Annotated in this window: 15 protein-coding genes; 3 read left to right on the top strand and 12 right to left on the bottom strand. The window is 41.8% G+C overall.

Annotated elements, in window-relative coordinates; genetic code table 11:
- The 7 genes from HMPREF2918_RS11695 to HMPREF2918_RS07945 all read right to left on the bottom strand — a co-directional run.
- The coding region (locus HMPREF2918_RS11695; RefSeq protein ID WP_256263208.1) for a G5 domain-containing protein at nt 1-1,205 on the bottom strand (1,205 nt) is incomplete at its 3' end.
- A gap of 233 nt (nt 1,206-1,438) precedes the next feature.
- Nucleotides 1,439-2,866 (bottom strand): glycogen synthase GlgA, encoded by a 1,428-nt coding sequence (glgA, locus tag HMPREF2918_RS07970; RefSeq protein ID WP_003006424.1) that lies wholly within the window; start codon nt 2,864-2,866, stop codon nt 1,439-1,441.
- The gene (glgD, locus tag HMPREF2918_RS07965) at nt 2,866-4,002 is read right to left on the bottom strand and encodes a glucose-1-phosphate adenylyltransferase subunit GlgD (protein WP_003006422.1); all 1,137 of its coding nucleotides are present in this window, start codon (nt 4,000-4,002) and stop codon (nt 2,866-2,868) included. The genes glgA and glgD overlap by 1 nt, the downstream gene beginning before the upstream one ends.
- The gene (locus tag HMPREF2918_RS07960; RefSeq protein ID WP_014713084.1) at nt 3,992-5,134 is read right to left on the bottom strand and encodes a glucose-1-phosphate adenylyltransferase; all 1,143 of its coding nucleotides are present in this window, start codon (nt 5,132-5,134) and stop codon (nt 3,992-3,994) included. The genes glgD and HMPREF2918_RS07960 overlap by 11 nt, the downstream gene beginning before the upstream one ends.
- A 50-nt stretch (nt 5,135-5,184) precedes the next feature.
- Nucleotides 5,185-7,092, bottom strand: a complete 1,908-nt coding sequence (gene glgB / locus HMPREF2918_RS07955) for a 1,4-alpha-glucan branching protein GlgB (RefSeq protein ID WP_070595166.1) — start codon at nt 7,090-7,092, stop codon at nt 5,185-5,187.
- 329 nt (nt 7,093-7,421) lie between these two features.
- Nucleotides 7,422-9,155 carry a phosphoenolpyruvate--protein phosphotransferase gene (gene ptsP, locus HMPREF2918_RS07950; protein WP_070595164.1) on the bottom strand — a complete coding sequence of 578 codons (1,734 nt, stop codon included), beginning with the start codon at nt 9,153-9,155 and terminating at the stop codon, nt 7,422-7,424.
- A gap of 4 nt (nt 9,156-9,159) precedes the next feature.
- Nucleotides 9,160-9,423 (bottom strand): phosphocarrier protein HPr, encoded by a 264-nt coding sequence (locus HMPREF2918_RS07945; RefSeq protein ID WP_003006411.1) that lies wholly within the window; start codon nt 9,421-9,423, stop codon nt 9,160-9,162.
- A gap of 475 nt (nt 9,424-9,898) precedes the next feature.
- Here HMPREF2918_RS07945 and nrdH point away from each other — a divergent pair, with 475 nt between their 5' ends.
- The 3 genes from nrdH to nrdF all read left to right on the top strand — a co-directional run bounded on the left by nrdH (nt 9,899) and on the right by nrdF (nt 13,474).
- Nucleotides 9,899-10,117, top strand: a complete 219-nt coding sequence (nrdH, locus tag HMPREF2918_RS07940; protein ID WP_003006408.1) for a glutaredoxin-like protein NrdH — start codon at nt 9,899-9,901, stop codon at nt 10,115-10,117.
- A gap of 114 nt (nt 10,118-10,231) precedes the next feature.
- Nucleotides 10,232-12,391, top strand: a complete 2,160-nt coding sequence (nrdE, locus tag HMPREF2918_RS07935; RefSeq protein ID WP_070595162.1) for a class 1b ribonucleoside-diphosphate reductase subunit alpha — start codon at nt 10,232-10,234, stop codon at nt 12,389-12,391.
- 123 nt (nt 12,392-12,514) lie between these two features.
- Nucleotides 12,515-13,474: a class 1b ribonucleoside-diphosphate reductase subunit beta gene (nrdF, locus tag HMPREF2918_RS07930; protein WP_070595160.1), complete on the top strand. Its 960-nt coding sequence runs from the start codon at nt 12,515-12,517 to the stop codon at nt 13,472-13,474.
- 109 nt (nt 13,475-13,583) lie between these two features.
- Here the strand turns inward: nrdF and alaS are convergent, their stop codons facing one another.
- The 5 genes from alaS to pepF all read right to left on the bottom strand — a co-directional run bounded on the left by alaS (nt 13,584) and on the right by pepF (nt 20,506).
- A complete protein-coding gene (gene alaS / locus HMPREF2918_RS07925; RefSeq protein WP_070595158.1) occupies nt 13,584-16,202 on the bottom strand; it encodes an alanine--tRNA ligase in 2,619 nt (872 codons plus the stop codon).
- A gap of 24 nt (nt 16,203-16,226) precedes the next feature.
- Complete coding sequence (locus tag HMPREF2918_RS07920; protein WP_023917679.1) at nt 16,227-16,712, bottom strand: LURP-one-related/scramblase family protein; 486 nt, start codon at nt 16,710-16,712, stop codon at nt 16,227-16,229.
- Nucleotides 16,713-16,965: 253 nt separating this feature from the next.
- The gene (gene prsA / locus HMPREF2918_RS07915) at nt 16,966-17,910 is read right to left on the bottom strand and encodes a peptidylprolyl isomerase PrsA (protein WP_070595156.1); all 945 of its coding nucleotides are present in this window, start codon (nt 17,908-17,910) and stop codon (nt 16,966-16,968) included.
- Nucleotides 17,911-17,982: 72 nt separating this feature from the next.
- Nucleotides 17,983-18,702: an O-methyltransferase gene (locus HMPREF2918_RS07910; RefSeq protein WP_070595154.1), complete on the bottom strand. Its 720-nt coding sequence runs from the start codon at nt 18,700-18,702 to the stop codon at nt 17,983-17,985.
- Nucleotide 18,703: 1 nt separating this feature from the next.
- Nucleotides 18,704-20,506 (bottom strand): oligoendopeptidase F, encoded by a 1,803-nt coding sequence (gene pepF, locus HMPREF2918_RS07905; protein ID WP_031573459.1) that lies wholly within the window; start codon nt 20,504-20,506, stop codon nt 18,704-18,706.
- Between the last annotated feature and the right edge of the window lie 29 nt (nt 20,507-20,535).

Below are 20,535 nucleotides of genomic sequence, written 5' to 3'. Positions count from 1 at the left end.
TCGCCGACATGGCCTTCTTCCTGTGTTCCCTTAGCTTCCACCACACCTGTATAGGCTGGGTTCTCTGGTTGAACAGGAGCTTCGCCGATATGGCCTTCTTCCTGTGTTCCTTTATCTTCCACCACACCTGTATAGGTTGGCTTCTCCGGTTGAACAGGAGCTTCACCGACATGACCTTCTTCTTGTGTCCCCTTAGCCGTTACAACTGGAGAAGGATTGGGTTGAGGGGTTGGTTGGGCATCTTCTTTTGTCCCAACAGCAAGAATTTGTGAAACTGGTTCTTTAGTGACCTTGCTTTCAACGACTCTGCGAACTTCTTGTCCATCTACCACACTCACTTCTGTCAATAGGGTCCGCTCCCCATTTTGACCAGCAGTCAGCACCTTGGTTTGCCCTTTAGGTAATGTAGGATCAGCTTGTTTGACAGTTTCAAATGGCACAGGCTCAGTAGAGACTTCCAGGCTTGGTTTTTCAACTTGAGGAAAGGCTGGAGAGACTTCTGGGGTCACACGAGCTTGTGCTTCCACTTGTGGAATACCTGTACTTGTTTTGATCGTTCCTTCTACAGAAGGTTTCGTTTCCTGCATAGCCTTTGGCTCTCGTAAGCTCGTCTTTTGGACTGACGGGTAGCGCAGATAACCAATATAGTCATAACCGTCAATTTGAATCACGCCATTTGCAAGATCTTTGCTCGATGCGATCGCAAGATCCTGATTATAGGCGCGCAAAACTTGATTTTGTAGGGCTGCGACTTCAACTGGAAGTAGAAGACTTTGTCCCATGGCTCCAATCAAAAGGACGCCCATGACCTTCTTCCGGTGCTTTTTAGAGAGTAAGAGGACCGCAAAGGAAGCTGTGGCTAGACTTAGCCCAAAAAGGGCGACTTCCTGACTTCCTGTTTGAGGAAGAACCGACTGAATTGCTTCCTTCTTCTTATAGACGAGATAGAAAGTATCTTCATTTTGATACTCTTCAGGGATTGCATGAATCACCTGTGCTTTTTCTTCAGCAGTCAGCTCTTCTTCTGTCACATATCCTAAGTGAACATGAGCAGGTAGAGTCATCTGATCAGCTTGGACAGGACGAGCTCCTAACAAGCTTCCTCCTAATAAAAAGGCTCCAATGGCCACCGGACCAACACCGACAGTTAATTTCCGAATCGAATATTTGGTCATTTTTTCAAACGTTTGTTTCGCTTTTTTCATCCTAAAATTCCTATATAGTAATATTTAACCCTCGAGCAGGGACCTGATTATTTTTAGAGAGGATGGGATCCTTTCCAGAAATAAGAACCTTCCCGGGATTTTTTACCTTTACCTATCTTATCTTTTTTCTTCTATTTTAGCAAGCTCTAAAACTCAAAAAAATAAACCGTTTTCTTTATAGGAAGAAAGCAACACAAAAAACGCCTCGAAAGGCGTTTGTATTATAGATCTATTTATAAGGATTGGTACAAATCATTGTATCGTTGACTAGCCGTATCCCATGAGAAGTCACGCGTCATAGCTTGCTCTTGGAGACCATACCAAGCCTGTTTGTCATTGTAGTAGACAGCCAAGGCTTCATCAACTGCCCAGTTAAACCAATAGCCAGACAAATTATTGAAACTAAAGCCTGTTCCACTTCCATCAACAGCATTATACGGTTGGACCGTATCTCGAAGTCCGCCGACTTCATGCACTAAAGGAAGGGTTCCATAACGCATGGCCATCATTTGAGAAAGACCACACGGTTCAAAACGGCTTGGCATCAAGAAGACATCCGACGCTGCATAGATTTCTTGGGCCAATTGGACATCAAATGTGATATTCGCTGAAAGTTTATCTGGGTAGGCTTGACCAAACCAAGCAAAGGCATTTTCAAATCCAGGATCTCCTGTACCGAGCAAGACAATCTGAATATCCTTTTGCAAGAGTTGATGCAACTCTTCTACCACCACGTCAAAGCCTTTTTGACGTGTCAAACGAGAGACGATCCCAAACAAAGGAACATCATCGCGAACAGGTAGACCGACACGTTCTTGAAGAGCTCGTTTACTAGCTGCTTTACCTGAAAGATCTGAGAGACTGAAGTGATACGTCAAGAGTGGATCCGTTTCAGGATTATACAGATCTGCATCAATCCCGTTAACAATTCCGGTCACCTTGCCAGACTCCATCCGAAGGATCTGATCCAAGCCACAACCATATTCAGCAGTCATAATCTCATGCGCATAGCTAGGAGAAACAGTTGTCACACGGTCAGCATATAGAATGCCGGCTTTCATCCAGTTCAGGCAATCATTCCATCGAAGTGTTCCATCTGCATAGCGTTCAAATCCAACTCCGAAAAGATCCCACAACATTCCTGGGTCGAACTGACCTTGGAATTCCAAATTATGGATGGTCAATACTGTCTTAATTCCATGATAAGCTTGAATCCAACGGTATTTTTCCTTCAGCAAGAAAGGAATCATCGCCGTATGGTAATCATGGGCATGAAGAACATCTGGAATGAAGTCAACTCGTTCCATCGTTTCTAAGGCCGCGAGCTGGAAGAAGGCAAAGCGTTCGCCATCATCGAAGTCACCATACACATGACCTCTAAAGAAATAATGTTGGTTATCAATAAAGTAAAAGGTGACTCCATCGCGCACAATGCGTTTCACACCAACATATTGACTTCTCCAGCCAACCTTGGTCTCAAAATGCAAGACATCTTCGATTTGATCTCCAAACTTAGCCTCTACCATATCATAGTAAGGGAGGATCACGCGCACATCATGACCACTTTTCGCTAAGGATTTAGGAAGAGCGCCAATAACGTCTCCCAAACCACCTGTTTTAGAAAACGGTGCTCCTTCAGCTGCAACAAATAATAGTTTCATTAGACAATATCCTCTGTAACAATCGTTCCTTTTTTAACCACGACAGGTGCTTCTTCTGTCCCACGAATCGTCACACCAGCAGCCACTTCGACACCCTTATCCAGGATGGCATGTTCGACGATTGCATTTTCATGAATCACAACACCAGGGAAGAGAAGACTACTGCGGACCTCTGAACCTTGATGAAGGTGTACCCGACGTGAAACAACGGAGCGTTCAACGGTTCCTTCTACAATACTACCCGAAGCAAATTGAGACGATTTAATATGTGAAGTCTTGGAATAATACGTTGGTTCTTCATTCTTCACTTTCGTATACACTTTTTGATTTGGTGAAAAGAGCTTCATGAATTTTTGGTTTTCCAACATATCCAAGTTTGCATGGTAGTAGGATTCCACTGAATGAATATTGGCAAGGTAGCCTGTATATTCAAAGGCAAAAGCATTGTATTCCACTGCCAAATCACGCAAGATATAGCGCAATTTTTGTGGGTATTCTTTCTTGGCTTCTTCTTCAATTTTTTCAATCAACCAAGGAGTGTCCACAATAAAGACATCTGTTGACATGTTGTAGACTTCGTCAGGATCCTTGCCATCAAAAAGTCTTTGCTCTGTAACATGGTCTGTTTCATCAATTTTCAAGACAGCATTGACTTCAGAGATATTTTGAAGATGCAACTTCTTATAAACCACTGTAATCGGACGGTCAACGCTATTATGCAAGTGGAAAACTTGATTGAGGTCAATATTCATCAAGACATCACAGTTCAAAGCAACCGTTTGGTTGGAACCAGACCGTTTCAAATAGGTCAACAATTGTTGGTAATATTCTGGCCCTACCGTTGTATTTTCAACTGGAGTATTATAGATTCCGAGATAATAGTGGCTCAATAAAGTAGACAAGCCCCACTCACGACCTGAACGAATATGGTCAAAGACCGAACTAATATTTTCTTGTTGGAAAATCCCAAAAACACTACGAATACCAGCATTCGCAAGACTAGACAACGGGAAGTCGATTAAGCGGTATTTCCCATCAAACGGTAGGGATGCTACCGGACGATGGCTAGTCAAAGTGGACATATCATGATACCCAACTGTATTTCCTAAAATGGCTGAATATTTATCAATCTTCATCTGTTGCTACCCCCACTTTTTCATTGTAACCGACAACTTGTACTTCCTCTGTTCCATCAATCACGACACCTTCTGCAATGACTGCACCTTCCCCGATAATCGCGCGTTTCACGACAGCTCCTTTACCGATAATGGCATTGCTCATCACGACAGCATCTTCGACAACTGCTCCTTCACGAACTTGAGCTTCTGTTGATAAGATGGAGTGTTTGACTGTACCGTCTACCGAACAACCGTCGACGACAAGAGAATCTTCGACGTGGCCATGTTCCCCAAAGAAGTTCGGTGGAGAAATGAGGTTGCGTGAATAGATTTTCCAGTGACGATCGCGACTATCCAAGGCATTATTTGGATCGATATATTCCATATTGGCTTCCCAAAGAGACTCAATCGTACCAACGTCTTTCCAATAACCATTGAATTCATAAGCATAAACACTTTCGCCTGATTCTAGATACGTTGGAATGACATTTTTACCGAAGTCTGACATATCGATATCACTCTTTTCAGCAGCAACCAACATATTGCGGAGACGAGCCCAGTCAAAGATGTAAATCCCCATGGAAGCCTTGGTAGATTTTGGTTCAGCTGGTTTTTCTTCAAATTCGACAATCCGATTATTGGCATCTGTATTCATGATTCCAAAACGGCTTGCTTCCTTCAAAGGTACATCTAGGACGGCAACAGTTAAGCTTGCATTATTATCCTTGTGCGCTTGAAGCATATCATCGTAATCCATCTTATAGATGTGGTCCCCAGATAATATCAAGACATATTCCGGATTGATGCTGTCGATATAGTCGATGTTTTGGAGGATGGCATGGCTAGTTCCTTCAAACCAACGATTTCCTTCACTAGCTGAATAAGGTTGGAGAATAGACACACCCGTATTGATTCCATCCAAGCCCCAGCTGGAACCATTCCCAATATGGCTGTTAAGGGCAAGTGGCTGGTACTGTGTAATCACACCAACATTGTGAATTCCTGAGTTGGCGCAGTTTGATAGCGCAAAATCGATAATCCGATAGCGCCCACCAAATTGAACCGCAGGTTTTGCGATGTTTTTGGTTAATTTTCCAAGACGTGTTCCTTGCCCACCGGCAAGAATTAAAGCGAGCATTTCATTCTTCATTGACTACTTCCTCTTTTTAAAGCCTGGACTCCCATAGAGTCAACCGATCGTCATTTCTTATCTGATGTTTTAGATTTTGTCTTACGCACCTTGCGTTTCACCTTCCAAATACTAGCTCCTAAAGCCGGCAAAGTAAAGGTCAAGGTTTGTTCATAATCCTTCCACAGTCCCTCTTGAGACTGAACTGTCGGATTGTGCTCTTTCCAGACACCTCCCCATTCTTCTAATTCTGTATTCCAAATTTCTTCATAGACCGCTGATACAGGCACACCAATCGTAAAGTCCTTGCGTTCTACTGGTGCCATATTGAAAACGCACACCAAAAGATCGCCCTTACGATTTTTCCGGACCATAGACAAGACGCTCTGATCCCGGTTATCTGCATCAATAATCTCTAAGCCATCAAAGCTATCATCAATCTCCCACAATTCCTTGTGTTCCTTGTAGAAATGATTGAGCTGAGAAGTGAAACGACTCATCTTAGCATTCATTTCATCCTCTAGATTGCCCCATTCCAGTTGCTCTTCTGACTTCCATTCCAAAAATTGACCAAATTCCGAACCCATAAAGAGTAATTTTTTTCCTGGATGGCAAATCTGATAAGTCAAAAGGTTACGGAGTCCAGCAAATTGATTGTAACGATCTCCCCACATCTTATGCATCAAACTCTTCTTACCATGCACCACTTCATCGTGTGAAAATGGTAGTAAGAAGTTTTCAGAAAATGCATACATGAAACTAAAGGTTACCAGGTTAAAGTCAAATTTCCGGTAGATGGGATCTTCTTCGTAGAATCGAAGGATATCATTCATCCACCCCATATTCCATTTATAGTCAAAGCCAAGTCCACCTTCTTCTTCAGGACCCGTGATCTTTTGACCAGCAGAACTTTCTTCTGCAATCATCATGACATCTGGGTGTTCGTTCTTGATAATCGCATTCAACCGTCTAAGGAAATGAACGCCTTCGTAGTTGAGGTTTCCACCATCAATATTTGGTGTCCATGGACCACTATCGTAGTCAAGATAGAGCATATTGCTCACAGCATCGACCCGAATCCCATCTAAATGATAGGTATCAATCCAAAACTTCAAACTAGAAATCAAGAATGACTGGACTTGATTCTTCCCTAAATCGAAGTTCAAGGCTCCCCATCCGTAGTTATGGGCACGATGTTCATCCTGGTATTCAAAGGTTGGTGTTCCATCATAATAAGCCAAGGCATCATCATTGATAATGAAATGTCCTGGTACCCAATCCACGATCACTCCGATATTGTTGAGGTGGCATTCTTCCACGAAGTCTTGAAACTCTTCTGGGCTACCATAAGTCTGCTCGAGTGCAAAATATCCCATGAGCTGATAGCCCCAACTCAAGCCCAATGGATGGGCCATCACTGGCATAAATTCCACGTGGGTGTAGTTCATCTCTACCAGATACGGAATGAGTTCATCTTTTAGTTGTTTGAAGGTGTAGGAACTGTGATCCTCATTTCGTTTCCAAGATCCTGCATGAACCTCGTAAATATTAACAGGTCGTTCCTTAAAACCAAGTTTTTTACGGCGTGCTCTCCAGAGACCATCTTTCCAGTTTTTCTCTGGAATGGTCTTAATAATAGATCCTGTATTGGGTCGTTTTTCCATCCATAACGCTAGAGGATCGATTTTTTGCACCTGATGACCATTTTGTCGAGTCACCAAATACTTGTATATATCTCCCTCTTTTGCATCGGAACAGAAGACTTCCCAGACGCCTCCTTCATTACGAACCATTGGAATTTTACGAGCTTCCCAATCAGTGAAATCACCAATCAGATCCACCGCCTGAGCATTGGGAGCCCAAACACGGAAGGTAAAGCCTTCTTGTTCTCCCCTTGTTTCCTTGTGAGCTCCTAAGTACTCTTGAAGATGGAAATTATCCCCTCTTCCAAATGTCCATAAGTCTGTGCTTCTATCCATATACTCACCTCTTTGCTTTTTTGAAAGCGTTTTCTATTTGATATTATTCTACTATAAAATCACTTAATTTTCAAGTTGATTCCTGTAAAATCATGTAAAATTATCAGGAAAATTTTTTCCATTTTCTTTCCCGAACCTTTTCGATCCTTCCTTGGTCATCCTCCTTATCTTACTTACGATTATACTATATATACGAGGAAAATCAAACAAAAACCGAACATTTAAATCACTATTTTTATTACTAACTAGTTTATTACGAATAAAATGAACATTTTTATGAACAATGTAAAAAAAGACTAAGACAGATTTGTCTTAGTCTTGTTGAATTCTTAGTCTACGTTCACGTATTCTTTTGAAAGTTCAAGAACTTCTTCCATTGTTGAACATTCAGTAAGAGCACGGTTAGCGTATTCTTGCATTTTAGCTGTGTCGAGTTTCTTCATCAAGCTACGTGTACGAAGGACAGATGTCGCTGACATAGAAAACTCATCCAAGCCCATTCCGACAAGAAGTGGAACGGCAGTTTGGTCACCGGCCATTTCACCACACATACCAGCCCATTTGCCTTCAGCGTGAGCCGCTTTGATCACGTTGTTGATCAAACGAAGGATAGATGGGTTATATGGTTGGTAAAGGTATGAAACTTGTTCGTTCATACGGTCAGCAGCCATTGTGTATTGGATCAAGTCATTTGTACCGATTGAGAAGAAATCAACTTCCTTAGCAAATTGATCCGCAAGCATTGCTGCAGCTGGGATTTCAATCATGATCCCTACTTGGATATCGTCTGCAACAGCAACACCTTCCGCAAGCAATTTAGCCTTTTCTTCTTCAAGAATACCTTTAGCCGTACGGAACTCAGTTAACAAAGCAACCATTGGGAACATGATCCGCAATTTACCGTGAACAGATGCACGAAGCAAGGCACGCAATTGTGTACGGAACATTTGGTTACCAGTTTCAGAGATAGAAATACGCAAAGCACGGTAACCCAAGAATGGGTTCATTTCTTTAGGAAGGTCGAAGTAAGGAAGTTCTTTATCCCCACCGATATCCATTGTACGAACAACCACAGGTTTACCATTCATGCCTTCAAGAACTGCTTTGTAGGCTTCATATTGGTCATCTTCAGTTGGGAAGTCTTGAGAATCCATGTACAAGAATTCTGTACGATAGAGACCAACAGCTTCTCCACCATTATCGTTCACACCTTCAACGTCTTTAGGTGTACCGATGTTGGCAGCCAACTCGAAGTGTTTTCCATCAGCAGTCACTGTTTTCGCATCTTTAAGGAGAGCCCATTCAGCTTTTTGTTTAGCATAAGCTTCACCAGCTGCTTTGAACTCTGCAATTTGTTCTTCAGTAGGGTTGATCACTACTTCACCAGTGATCCCTGAAACAGCCAAAACATCGCCTTCTTTGACAAGTTCTGTGATGTTATTTGTACCAAGAACAGCTGCGATTTCAAGTGTACGAGCCATGATAGCTGAGTGACTGGTACGTCCACCGATATTCGTAACAAAAGCTTTTACATACTTTTTGTTCAACTGTGCTGTATCAGATGGAGTCAAGTCATGCGCAACCACGATTGCTTCTTCATTGATAGAAGCAGGGTTTGGCAATTTTTTACCAAGCAAGTTGGCAAGGACACGTTTGGTAACGTCACGAATATCTGCTGCACGTTCTTGCATGTAAGGATTGTCTTCCATTCCTTCAAAGATCGCAATGAACATGTCAGTGACTTCTTTCAAGCCAGCTTCTGCATTGATTTTTTTCGTACGAATTGTTTCTTTGATCTGACCAATCATTTCAGGGTCAGCAAGAACCATCATATGCGCATCAAAAACTTGCGCTGCTTCTTCACCAAGGCTTGCTACTGCATTCTCCCGAATAAGAGAAAGCTCGTTTTGTGAAGCTTCAAGAGCTGCATCCAAACGAGCTTCTTCTGCACTTGTATCTTCGACTGAAACAGTCTCAAATGATAAGTCTGGTTGAATGAGCAAATATGCCTTAGCAACGGCAACACCGTCAGATGCTGCAATTCCTTTTAGCATTTTTGTCATATTTTTAAGCCAATCCTTCTTTAGTCATTGTTTCTGAGATAGCTGCGATAGCATCATCAGCGTCAGCACCTTCTGCAGAGATTACAACGTCTGCTCCTTGACCAACACCAAGGCTCATAACACCCATGATTGATTTCAAGTTAACTGATTTACCTTTGTATTCAAGAGTAATATCTGAAGCAAATTTGCTAGCAGTTTGAACCAACAAAGTTGCTGGACGTGCGTGGATACCTGTTTCTGCCACGATGTGGAAATCTTTAGAAGCCATAGTTTGACTCTCCTTTTTAAAAATAGTTTTTGAGTTACCTTTTGATAACCCTTACAATTTGGTATTATATCATCTTTTGAAATTTTTTTCAAGATTTTTATCACTGACTTACAGAAAAAGACTGCGAAAAATCCCAATTTAGATACATTTTAAGAAGCACCTGAAGAACAGAGAAAATATCTTTTCAATTTTCTACTATATTATAAGTAACATTTTCCTCCGCTTTCAATGAAAAGAAGCAGTTGAACCACAGGATGTTGATTCACCAAAAAATTATAACTAATTAAAGATGCTTTAAAGCCTATTCCTATCCCATTTCTTCGATTTTCACATTTTTCACTCACCACAATATATTGTGCTTTGAAAACTCCATTTCATCTCTTTGCACAATATTTAGTTTTATTTTGTTGACAAGTTGCTGGATTTTGTTTATACTGTTTACAGATTTATATTTCGATAGGAGAAAGGAAAAGAAATGGTAACCATTTATTCAAAAAATAATTGTGTTCAATGCAAAATGACCAAGCGATTCCTCGATAGCAATCATGTGGAATACCGCGAAATTAACTTAGATGAACAGCCAGAATTTGTAGAGCATGTTAAGAACCTTGGCTTCAATGCTGCTCCAGTTATTCAAACACCGGATGAAGTATTTTCTGGTTTTCAACCAGCTAAGTTGAAGAAACTTTCTTAATAAACACAGTATTTTGCTTAAATAGGGTCTAGCGTTAGCAACCTAACACTAGACTTTTTACTTGGAAAGAGAGGACTTCTCCTCTTCATTTTTTTGAACTAGAAAAGGATTATTATGGGATTAAAATCTCTTGAAGATGTGACGTATTTTCGTCTTAACAATGAAATCAACCGTCCAGTAAACGGCCAAATCATGCTTCATAAAGATAAAGAAGCTTTGGATGCGTTCTTTAAAGAAAATGTTGTACCAAATACTAAAACCTTTGACTCGATTACAGACAAGATTCAGTACCTTCTCGAGCACAATTACATTGAGAGAGCTTTTATCGAGAAATACCGTCCTGAATTTTTAGAGGAATTGGCCCAATTTATCAAAGATCAAAACTTCCAATTCAAGTCCTTCATGGCGGCCTACAAATTCTATAACCAATACGCTTTGAAAACAAATGATGGAGAATACTATCTTGAAAGCATGGAAGACCGTGTCTTCTTCAATGCTCTCTATTTTGCAGATGGAAATGAATCTATCGCGCGAGACATCGCAAACGAAATTATCCACCAACGCTACCAACCAGCTACTCCTTCTTTCTTAAACGCTGGACGTGCCCGCCGTGGGGAATTGGTTTCGTGTTTCTTGATCCAAGTAACCGATGATATGAATGCGATCGGACGCTCCATCAACTCTGCCCTTCAACTTTCACGTATCGGTGGTGGGGTTGGGATTTCTCTCAGCAACCTTCGTGAAGCTGGAGCACCAATCAAAGGGTATGAAGGAGCCGCTTCTGGGGTCGTACCTGTTATGAAACTCTTTGAAGATAGCTTCTCTTACTCTAACCAATTGGGACAACGCCAAGGGGCTGGTGTGGTTTACCTCAACGTCTTCCACCCAGACATCATCGCCTTCCTTTCTACTAAGAAAGAAAATGCTGATGAAAAAGTTCGGGTGAAGACTCTTTCACTTGGTGTCGTCGTGCCAGATAAGTTCTACGAGTTGGCTCGTAAGAATGAAGAGATGTACCTCTTTAGCCCTTACTCTGTAGAGCGTGAATACGGAGTACCATTCAACTACATCGACATCACTGAAAAATACGATGAATTGGTTGCTAATCCAAATATCCGCAAGACAAAAATTAAGGCACGTGATTTGGAAACTGAAATTTCTAAATTGCAACAAGAATCTGGCTATCCATATGTAGTCAACATTGATACTGCTAACCGGGCAAACCCAGTTGATGGAAAAATCATCATGAGTAACTTGTGTTCAGAAATCCTCCAGGTTCAAGAACCAAGCTTAATCAACGATGCTCAAGAATTCATTAAAATGGGAACTGACGTCTCATGTAACCTTGGTTCAACCAACGTAGTCAACATGATGACCTCACCTGATTTTGGACGTTCGATTCGTGCTATGGTTCGTGCTTTGACCTTCGTCACCGATAGCTCTCATATCGTGGCCGTTCCAACTATCGACCACGGAAACAGCCAAGCGCATACCTTTGGTCTTGGAGCCATGGGACTTCACAGCTACCTTGCCCAACAATTGATCGAATACGGATCACCTGAGTCTATTGAGTTCACAAGTATCTACTTCATGCTCATGAACTACTGGACTCTCGTAGAATCAAACAACATCGCGCGTGAACGTGGCGTTACCTTCCACAACTTCGAAAAATCAGACTATGCCAACGGTACTTACTTTGATAAGTACACGACTGGAGAATTTGTACCAAAATCTGATCGCGTCAAAGAGCTCTTTAAAGACATCTTCATTCCTAGTGCAGAAGACTGGGCAGAACTTCGTGATAAAGTCAAGGCAGATGGTCTTTACCACCAAAACCGCTTAGCTGTCGCACCAAATGGATCTATCAGCTACATCAATGACGTATCTGCTTCTATCCACCCAATTACACAACGGATTGAAGAACGCCAAGAGAAAAAAATCGGTAAGATCTACTACCCTGCAGCAGGATTGTCAACGGAAACGATTCCTTACTACACTTCTGCCTACGACATGGATATGCGAAAAGTCATCGATGTCTATGCTGCCGCAACTGAGCATGTAGACCAAGGTCTTTCACTGACTCTCTTTATGCGCAGCGATATTCCAAAAGGTCTTTACGAATGGAAAACTGAAAACAAACAAACCACTCGTGACTTGTCTATCCTTCGGAACTACGCCTTTAACAAGGGTATCAAGTCTATCTACTACGTCCGTACCTTTACAGATGATGGTGGAGAAGTTGGCGCCAACCAATGTGAAAGCTGTGTCATCTAAGACACTCTGATCCATTGCTACTAAAAAGTCGGTTCGCCGACTTTTTGTGCAGTATTCTAACAATTGTGTTAGAATAATAATGATTGTATGATCGAATGAATTAGAAAAAGAAAGAGATTTCAAATGGAAACTTACTACAAAGCCATTAACTGGAATGCCATCGAGGATGTCATCGATAAATCGACTTGGGAAAAGCTAACCGAACAATTCTGGTTGGATACACGTATCCCTTTGTCAAACGACTTGGATGACTGGAGAAAGTTGTCGAATAAAGAAAAAGACCTAGTTGGTAAAGTCTTTGGTGGATTGACACTCTTGGATACCATGCAATCCGAAACGGGTGTGCAAGCCCTTCGTGCGGATATTCGTACTCCCCATGAAGAAGCTGTCTTTAACAATATCCAATTTATGGAATCTGTCCATGCAAAATCCTACTCTTCTATCTTTTCAACTTTGAATACCAAGTCAGAAATCGAAGAGATTTTCGAATGGACCAATACCAATCCTTACCTTCAAAAGAAGGCAGAGATCATCAATGAAATCTACCTCAATGGGACTCCTCTTGAAAAGAAAGTAGCCAGCGTTTTCCTTGAAACCTTCCTCTTCTACTCTGGTTTCTTCACACCGCTCTACTACCTTGGAAACAACAAATTGGCTAACGTAGCTGAAATCATCAAGTTGATCATTCGGGACGAATCAGTTCACGGAACCTATATCGGCTACAAGTTCCAACTTGGTTTTAACGAATTACCAGAAGAAGAACAAGAGAAACTCAAAGAGTGGATGTATGATCTTCTCTACACCCTCTATGAGAATGAAGAAGGTTACACAGAGAGCCTCTATGACGGTGTGGGCTGGACTGAGGAAGTCAAGACCTTCCTTCGCTACAACGCTAATAAAGCCCTCATGAACTTGGGACAAGATCCGCTTTTCCCAGACTCAGCAGATGACGTTAACCCAATCGTCATGAACGGAATCTCAACCGGTACCTCTAACCACGACTTCTTCTCTCAAGTCGGAAATGGTTACCTTCTCGGTGAAGTAGAAGCCATGCAGGATGACGATTACAACTACGGATTATAAGACAAAAACCTTTCCGTTTGGAAAGGTTTTTTTGTTGCAATTTTTTTCTAATTGGATCTGCTTCTTTTTTGAAAAAAGAGGTTGGACAAACATCCAACCTCTCCGATTATTACAATTTACCTGATACGGCATCCAACAATTCTTGGATTTTCGCTTGGTTGCTTCCTCCTGCCATGGCCATGTCTGGTTTACCACCACCACGTCCATCGACGATTGGAGCTAATTCTTTGATCACATTACCTGCATGGACCTCTTTTGTCTTGCTGGCTACAAGGACGTTTACCTTGTCACCAATGGCTGCGACAAGAACAAGCACATCAGAGTAGTCTTTTTGTTTCCAGTTATCTACAAAGGTACGAAGAGCACCTGCGTCTGAAACAGAAACTTGGCTGGCAATGTAACGATGGCCGTTTGCTTCTTGAACATTCTTGAAGACATCGCCTGCTGCAGCTGCTGCTGCTTTTTCCTTCAATTCTGCATTTTCTTTTTGCAATTGACGGAGTTGTTCTTGAAGACCTTCCACCTTGTGAGGGACTTCTTTGAGTTGAGGTGCTTTCAAGGTTGCTGCGACTGCTTTCAGTGCGTCTTCTTGTTCACGGTATGCTTCGAAGGCTTCCTTACCAGTTACTGCTAAGATACGACGAGTTCCTGATCCGATCCCTTCTTCTTTGACAATCTTGAAGAGACCAATTTCAGAAGTATTGCCTACGTGGGTACCACCACAGAGCTCAACAGAGTAATCACCGATAGTGACAACACGGACTTCTTTACCGTATTTTTCACCAAAGAGGGCCATGGCTCCCATTTCTTTAGCAGTATCGATATCTGTTTCAATCGTTTCGACTGCGATCGCTTCCCAAATCTTTTCATTGACTTGTTGCTCAATAGCACGCAATTCTTCTGGAGTCACAGCTTGGAAGTGGGTAAAGTCAAAGCGAAGGAATTCTACTTCATTGAGAGATCCTGCTTGGGTTGCGTGGTTACCAAGGATATTGTGAAGAGCCGCATGGAGCAAGTGAGTTGCAGTGTGGTTCTTCATGACACGATGACGACGATTGGTATCGATCGCCAAGGTGTATTCTTGGTTCAAAGCAAGAGGAGCAAGAACTTCAACAGTATGGAGTGGTTGTCCATTTGGTGCTTTTTGAACGTCTGTCACAGTCGCTACAACATTTCCTGCAGCATCCAAGATTTGACCATGGTCCGCAACTTGTCCACCCATTTCAGCGTAGAATGGAGTTTCTGCAAAGATCAGTGATGCAGTTCCTTCTGAAACAGCTTCTACTTCTGCATTATCCGCTACGATAGCCACCAACTTAGAAGGCAATTGACTAGCATTATAGTTAAATCTACTTTCAACTGTAATGTTTTGAAGGGTTTCATTTTGCATACCCATGGATCCGCCTTTAACAGCTGATGCACGCGCACGTTCTTGTTGTTCCTTCATGGCTGCTTCAAAACCTTCACGATCGACTGTCATTCCAGCTTCTTCAGCGATTTCTTCTGTCAACTCTACTGGGAATCCGTATGTATCATAAAGTTTAAAGACATCTTGACCATCAATCACTGTTTGACCTTTGGCTTTCAAGTCTTCAACGATAGTTTGGGCAAAGTGTTGACCAGAGTTCAAGGTACGAGCAAATGATTCTTCTTCACTCTTGATAATTTTCTCGATGAAGTCTTGTTTTTCAAGTACTTCTGGGTAGTAGCTTTCCATGATCTTCCCAACAGTTGGAACCAATTTATACAAGAAGGTTCCTTCGATCCCCAATTTTTGACCATGCATGGAAGCACGACGGAGGAGACGACGAAGAACGTAACCGCGTCCTTCATTACCTGGAAGAGCCCCATCTCCAATCGCAAATGAAAGCGAACGGATGTGGTCAGCAATCACCTTGAAGCTCATGTTATCGCCATCTGGATCATAGGTTTTACCAGACATCTTTTCCACTTCACGGATGATTGGCATGAAGAGGTCTGTTTCAAAGTTGGTCTTCGCCCCTTGGATAACGGCTACCAAACGTTCCAAACCAGCACCCGTATCAATGTTCTTGTGTGGCAATTCCTTGTATTCGCTACGAGGAACAGCAGGGTCAGCGTTAAATTGTGACAAGACAATGTTCCAAATTTCGATGTAACGGTCGTTTTCGATATCTTCTGCAAGCAGACGAAGACCGATATTTTCAGGGTCAAAGGCTTCTCCACGGTCAAAGAAGATTTCTGTATCTGGTCCAGAAGGTCCCGCACCGATTTCCCAGAAGTTGTCTTCGATTGGAATCAAGTGACTTGGATCCACACCAACAGCAATCCAACGGTTGTATGAATCCTTGTCGTCAGGATAATAGGTCATGTAAAGTTTGTCTTTAGGGAAATCAAACCATTCCGGGCTTGTCAAAAGCTCATAAGCCCACGTAATGGCTTCATCACGGAAGTAGTCTCCGATAGAGAAGTTCCCCAACATTTCAAACATGGTATGGTGACGGGCAGTTTTCCCTACGTTTTCGATATCGTTGGTACGGATGGCTTTTTGAGCATTGGTAATCCGTGGATTTTCAGGTTTGATAGTTCCATCGAAGTATTTTTTAAGAGTGGCAACCCCTGAGTTGATCCACAAAAGGGTTGGATCGTTTACTGGAACCAAGCTAACAGATGGTTCTACAGAGTGGCCTTTGCTTGCCCAGAAATCAAGCCACATTTGGCGGACTTGTGCACTAGATAATTGTTTCATATTTGTCTCCTAATTTCTTTAAGATTAATTTGCGCTAGCTTCTAACATTTCGACATAATCGATGGCGACACAAAGTGAGATGACTAAATCAGCGTATTCATCCTCATACACCGATACTTGGTAGGTAGAGGTTAGATGAAAGAGTTCCTTGCTAATCTCAGCGACGATTTGATCCCGATCATCAAACAATTTGAATTCTAGGTCCCAGATATTTCCTTGTACCCTCAGTCCCAAATCTTCGATATCGTATTTGTCTCTAAAGAGCGTCAGTTTTTTATGGATAAAAAAGCGGTCCCCATCCTTCAACTCAACCACAAATTTGGGAAGAAAGCTGATTGTTTTTTTAGTAATGTGGCTCACTTCTTGTCCATTCTTATCATAGATGGTAAAAGTCTTGGGAATCTTAAGAAAAGATCCCTCAACCTGGTACTCAACATTTCCCAACTCATCTTTGATATCGAACCGCTCGCCACCCAATCGAAATTTTTGTTTCACTTGATAGGTTCGCATCTTTTGATCTCCTTTAAAAAGCTCCAGACAACTGCCCACAAACAAAAGACAAGCCACTAAACGAAGGGCGAAAAACCGCGGTACCACCTTCATTCAATGAACTTGTCATTCTTCATTTTGTATGCAATTGTCTCAGCCGAGTAGCAAAATCATTTCTCTTCCATGGCTCGCACCCCCGCCACTTCTCTGATTCCGAGTAACAATGATTTATTCTCAACTATTTCATTATACAAGTTCCAAAAGGAACCGTCAACTATTTTTTAGATGATGAGCTGCTATCGCTCGTTTGAACACCGATATTTTGCAAATATTGGTTAAATGTTGATTTGAAGGCATCATCTTTGACCTTGATATTGGCATTGGTCATCGCTTTTGCAATAATGCTACGGATGTAGTTGGTATCTTGCTTACGACCGTCAACAATGATCTCTTTCAAACGTTTTTCGTATTTCTTCCAGTCAGAACCTTTTTCTGTCTTCTTATTCAATTTGACAATATAGTAGCTAGCAGAATAGTTTTGACCTGCTGAAACTGTGATCACATCTGAAATCCCATTTTCATCCAACTTAAAGGCAGCTTCTTTGACTTGAGATGGAATATCTGCTGTTCCTGAATCGAACTTAACTTCGCCACCTTTGTCTTTTGTAGTAGTATCTGTTGAATTGTCTTTGGCGATTTGGGCAAAGTCTGCACCTTCCGCTTTAGCTGCTTCCAACACTTCTTTTGCTTTGTCTTCTGAATCTAACTTGATAATTTGTGCTGTTACTTCTGGTGTGTAAGATTCAAAAGCCGCCTTGTAGTCAGACTCTTTGATATCTTTCTTAGCAGCTTGGTTGACTGCATATTCTAACAACATATTGCTACGGATTTGTTTCTTCGCTGTTTCTTCCGTCAAGCCTTGTTGCGCCAAGTAAGCATCGAATCGGTTCCCCAATTGTTTCTTTTGTTTAGCCAATTCTTTATCGACTTCTTTATCAGAAACTTTTGATCCATATTCTTTTTCAAAGACTTTATTGATGGTCATTTGGAAAAGAACTTGTTGAGCACCTTGGTTAGTTTTGATTTCATTATAGAAATCAGAAACTGTGATCGTGTCCCCTTTCATGGTCACGACATCTTTGTTTGTGCCATTGGCACAGGCTGCTAGTGTTACGACTGATAGCAAGGTCACAGCACCCGCTACAAGTTTTTTCTTCATGAAAATTATTCTCCGTTCCTTTTTAAACTTCTTCTATTTTACCACAAATTAGAGAGAATACCTTAAATTTACCTAAAAAGAGCTAGGATCTGGCAAAGTTACCGTCTCTGCATTTTTCCGAATTATTAAAATACCATCTCCAAGTGGCACCAAACTAGCGGTCAAATCTGGATGATTGAGAGTCGCATTAAAGAGGTTCTGAAGCCCCCGGTAAATGGTTCGTTGCCCACGACGCACTTCCATGATGTCCTTGGCAACATCTCCTCCTTGGAAAATATCATCCAATACCACGACTCCCCCAACCTCTAAGAGTTCGAGAATTCGTGGCAAAAAGACGATGTACTTAGACTTAGCAGAGTCCATGAAGACAAAGTCATAGGTCTCTGTCAAATCCTGCAAAACATCTACTGCATCTCCTTCAAGCAAGGTGATTTGTTTTCTCTGATCGTATTTAGCCAGATTTTCCTTGGCAAAGCCAATCATCTCTTCATTCCGATCAATAGTGGTAATTTGTGCATCGGGAGCATTTTCGGCCATTAAGAGCGCTGAAAATCCAATTGCCGTCCCAATTTCAAGGATTTTCTTTGGTTGTAGGGCTTGCAAGAGTAGTCTAAAGTAAGCTACCGTTTCATGCGGAATAATCGGAATATTTTCCTTGCGGGCGAATGCTTCTAACTCCTCCAAGGCACCTGCTACCGGTTTTTGACGCGTGCGCATAAAGTCAACGATCTCGTCTTTAACCACTGGCCGGCGCATATTGTGGTTGGCATTTTTACTATAAGACTCTACCATCTTATGCGAGTCCTAATTTTTCTACTAGGGCTTCAAATTCATTCAACCGACGTTCAAAGACCGCAAAGGCTGCGTCCAAGTAGTCTTCTTTTTCCATATCCACACCTGCTTTGCGGATGACATTGAGTGGATAATCAGAATTTCCAGCTTTCAAGTAGTCGATATATTTATCACGATCTTCTTGTGTTCCATGAACAATCTTTTCAGCTAAGGCTGAAGCTGCTGCAAAACCTGTTGAATATTGGAAGACATAGTAGTTATAGTAGAAGTGAGGAATCCGAGCCCATTCATATTGGATCTCAGGGTTGTCTTCTTTTGAAAGACCATAGTATTTTTCATTGAGCTCTGCATAAAGGTTGTTCAAGAACTCACTAGTCAATACCGTACCTTCTTGGTCTGCTTTATGAATGGCATGCTCAAATTCGGCAAACTGGGTTTGACGGAAGACGGTTCCACGGAAGCCATCCAAGAAGTGATTCAAAATAGCAAAGCGAGTTGCATCGTCTTCTACTTCTTCTAACAGACGTTCGGTTAGGATATTTTCATTGGTTGTAGAGGCGATTTCAGCAAGGAAGATAGAATAGTCCCCATAGACATACGGCTGGGTTTCACGAGTATAGCTAGAATGCATACTGTGACCAGTTTCATGCACCAAGGTGAAGAGATTATCCAATGTATCTTGCCAGTTCAACAACATGAAGGCATTGGTATCATAAGAACCACCTGAATAGGCACCTGAGCGTTTCCCTTGGTTGACATGCACATCAATCCACCGTTCGCTGAAGGCACGTTTTACACGAGAAAGGTAGTCCTCACCCAAAACAGCCAAGACTTCTTCTGCTTTGGCCAATGATTCTTCATAGGTAAACTTGTAGTCTGTATCGGATAATGGCGTATACATATCGTACATCTTCAAGTCTGAGATTCCAAGAATTTTTGAACGCAATTGCACATAGCGTTGCAAGAGTGGCAAGTGTTTGTTCACAGCTGCTACCAAGCTATCATAAACACTTTCTGGTACAAAGTTTTCAGAAAGGGCCGCTTCACGGGCAGATGAGAATTTACGAACTTTGGCATTAAAGTTGTGAACTTTCACATTGGTTTGCAAGGTTTTAGCATAGGTATGTTGGTACTGTTCATAGACCTTGTAGAGACCTTCGTAAGCTTCTTTACGAACGGCACGATCTTTTGATTCTACCAAAGAAATATAGTTTCCATGGGTTAATTGAACTTCTTCGCCCTTGTCATCATGCACAGTTGGGAAAACAATATCTGCATTGTCCAATATTTCAAAGGTTTCACCACCAGCCGCAAAGATCTCACCAGCTCCTGCAAGTAATTCCTCTTCTTTTTGAGACAAGACATGTTCTTTCTTCTCTAGCAAACGATCAAAATAATGACCATATTGTTCCAAGGCCGGAACCTCACTCACAAAGGCCTTGTACTGCTCATCCGTAATGGCCATGAATTCAGGCTCATAGAAGGCAAATGTTTCACCCAACAAGCTATAAAGAGACATCCCTTTTGATTGGTACTCTTGGTATTTAGCCACTCGTGTGTCTTGGTCATTTTTCATATGGGCATAGACGTAGACCTTTTCTAAGCGACGGCTCAATTCCAAATATGCATTGGTTGTATCCAAAAGTGTTTGCGCTGAATCCAACAAATGACCAGCATAGTGACTTGCTGCTTTAATATCTGCAGCTAAGCTAGCTGCTTCTTCTTCCCAAGCTTGATCTGTCGCAAAAATTGTCGACAAATCCCATTGGTATTTTTCATCAATTTCATTACGTTGTTTTACCATTTCGATTAATCCTCCAATGGTACTATTTT

This window comes from Streptococcus sp. HMSC065C01 (assembly GCF_001813525.1).
Classification (GTDB): domain Bacteria; phylum Bacillota; class Bacilli; order Lactobacillales; family Streptococcaceae; genus Streptococcus; species Streptococcus parasanguinis_V.
This window is presented reverse-complemented; position numbering and strand designations above follow the sequence as displayed.